Here is a 2,022-nt window from a genome sequence, read left to right as displayed (position 1 = left end):
TATAGCGCGACAATCTGGATGGGAAGCGCGCGACAATCAGGATGGCGAGTCGGTGTCGCGGCGAGGTGATGATTGCCGCGATGATTGTCGCGCGCAAGAGTTTTGTTCGCTCTGATTGTCGCGGAGCGTCAATCAGCAAGTGTTTTTGGTGTCGCGTGCGAGGATGGTCGCCCTGGACCACGCTTCCGCTCGAGCGCGGTGCGCCTGCGATAGCTTTCGACGTTCATCTCGACGATGGTGGCGTGGTGAACGAGGCGATCGATGGCGGCGAGCGTCATAGCAGGATCCGGGAAGACCCTGTTCCACTCTCCAAAGGGCTGATTGGCGGTGATCAGCATGGAACGCCGCTCGTAGCGAGCGCTGATGAGCTCGAACAGCACGCTGGTCTCGGCCTGGTCCTTGGTGACGTAGGCAAGATCATCGCAGATCAGGAGGTCGAAGCGATCGAGGCGGTTAATGGCGGCCTCGAGATTGAGCTCGCGCCGCGCCACCTGGAGCTTCTGGACGAGATCGGTGGTGCGGGTGAAGAGGACGCGCCATCCGTTCTCGATGAGGGCCAAGCCGATGGCTGCCGCCAAGTGGCTCTTGCCGCCGCCGGGCGGGCCGAACAGCAGCAGATTGGCGCCCTTGCCGAGCCAACCATCGCCGGCGGCGAGCGCGGTCACCTGCGCCTTGGAGATCATCGGCACAGCCTCGAAGTCGAAGTTGTCGAAGGTCTTTCCAGCGGGCAGCCGCGCCTCGACGAGATGGCGCTCGACGCGGCGGCGGCCGCGTTCGGCGATCTCGTGCTCGGCAATGGTGGCGAGGAAGCGGGCCGCCCGCCAGCCTTCCTTGTCGGACTGCTCGGCAAATTGCGGCCACAGCACCTTGATGGCTGGCAGCCGCAACTCGTTGAGCAACAGATTGAGGCGCGCGGTGTCAATGGTGTTGGCCGTGCTCATGCGGCACCTCCGATCTCGCCAGCACCGACGAGGCACTCATAGGTGGCGAGCGGTGCGAGCTGCACCACGACGTGCGGCACGCAGGCCGGATCGGGAGCGAAGTAAGCGCGCAGCCGGTTGAGGTCGGGCAGTCGGCCGGCATCAAGCTCGGTCGCGAGCTGATCGGCGAGTTCGGCCTCGCAGCCGCGCTCATGGGCCAGTGCGAGCAGATTGACCATGATCCGGCAGGCTTTCCTGTCCGGCAGCCGTTCGCGCAAGCAATCGAAGGTTCGGCGATAGGCATCGCGCGGGAACAGCCGATCACGGTAGACGAGATTGAGCAGCGCCATTGGCTTGCGCCGCANGGAATGGATCACGTGCCGATAATCGACGACCTGGTCGTGCTTACCGTTGGGATGCGGCCGCCCACGCGGCAGGGTGACGAGATGGGTGCCGCCGACAAACACGTCGAGACGATCGTCGTAAAGGCGCACCCGCAGTTGGTGCCCGATCAAACGCGACGGCACGGTGTAGAACACCTTGCGCAAGGTGAAGCCGCCGCTTGACGTCACGCGGACAATCACCTCCTCGTAGTCCGAGGTGCGGCGATCTGGCAACGCCTGCAGGGTGGCGCGCTCGTGGTCGATCCGCTTGGCGTTGCGGGCATTGCGGCGGCTAACGATCTCGTCGATGAAGCCGCGATAGGCGGCGAGATCATCGAAGTCGGCAGTGCCGCGCAACAGCAGCGCATCGGCGATCGTCCGCTTGAGATGGCCATGCGAGCTCTCGATCGCCCCGTTCTCGTGGGCGATGCCGCGATTGTTGCGGGAAGGCCGCATGCCGTAGTGAGCGCAGAGGTCCTCGTACCGCCTGGTCAGATCGTCCCTCGCATTGCGATCGAGATTGCAGAAGGCGGCCGACAGACTGTCGGTCCGATGCTCCCGCGGTGCCCCACCGAGCGACCACAGGGCATTCTGCAGCCCTTCGGCCAATGCAACGAAGCTCTCGCCACCGAGCACGACATGGGCGTGTTCAAACCCGCAATAGGCCAACCGGAAGTGACGAGGCGATGATCGAGCGGCACGCCAGCGATGGCGACCCC

At 64.5% G+C, this 2,022-nt stretch carries 1 protein-coding gene and 1 pseudogene; both read right to left on the bottom strand.

Annotated elements, in window-relative coordinates:
• Positions 1-128 precede the first annotated feature (128 nt).
• Positions 129-941: an IS21-like element helper ATPase IstB gene (istB, locus tag A3AS_RS0140760; RefSeq protein WP_018323171.1), complete on the bottom strand. Its 813-nt coding sequence runs from the start codon at positions 939-941 to the stop codon at positions 129-131.
• Positions 938-2,022, bottom strand: a pseudogene (locus A3AS_RS0140755) (IS21 family transposase); the annotation flags it as partial. The gene istB and the pseudogene A3AS_RS0140755, both read right to left, overlap by 4 nt.

The organism is Bradyrhizobium sp. WSM2793 (assembly GCF_000379585.1).
Classification (GTDB): Bacteria; Pseudomonadota; Alphaproteobacteria; order Rhizobiales; family Xanthobacteraceae; genus Bradyrhizobium.
Note: the sequence above shows the minus strand (reverse complement) of the source record. Positions and strands in the feature narration are given on the sequence as shown.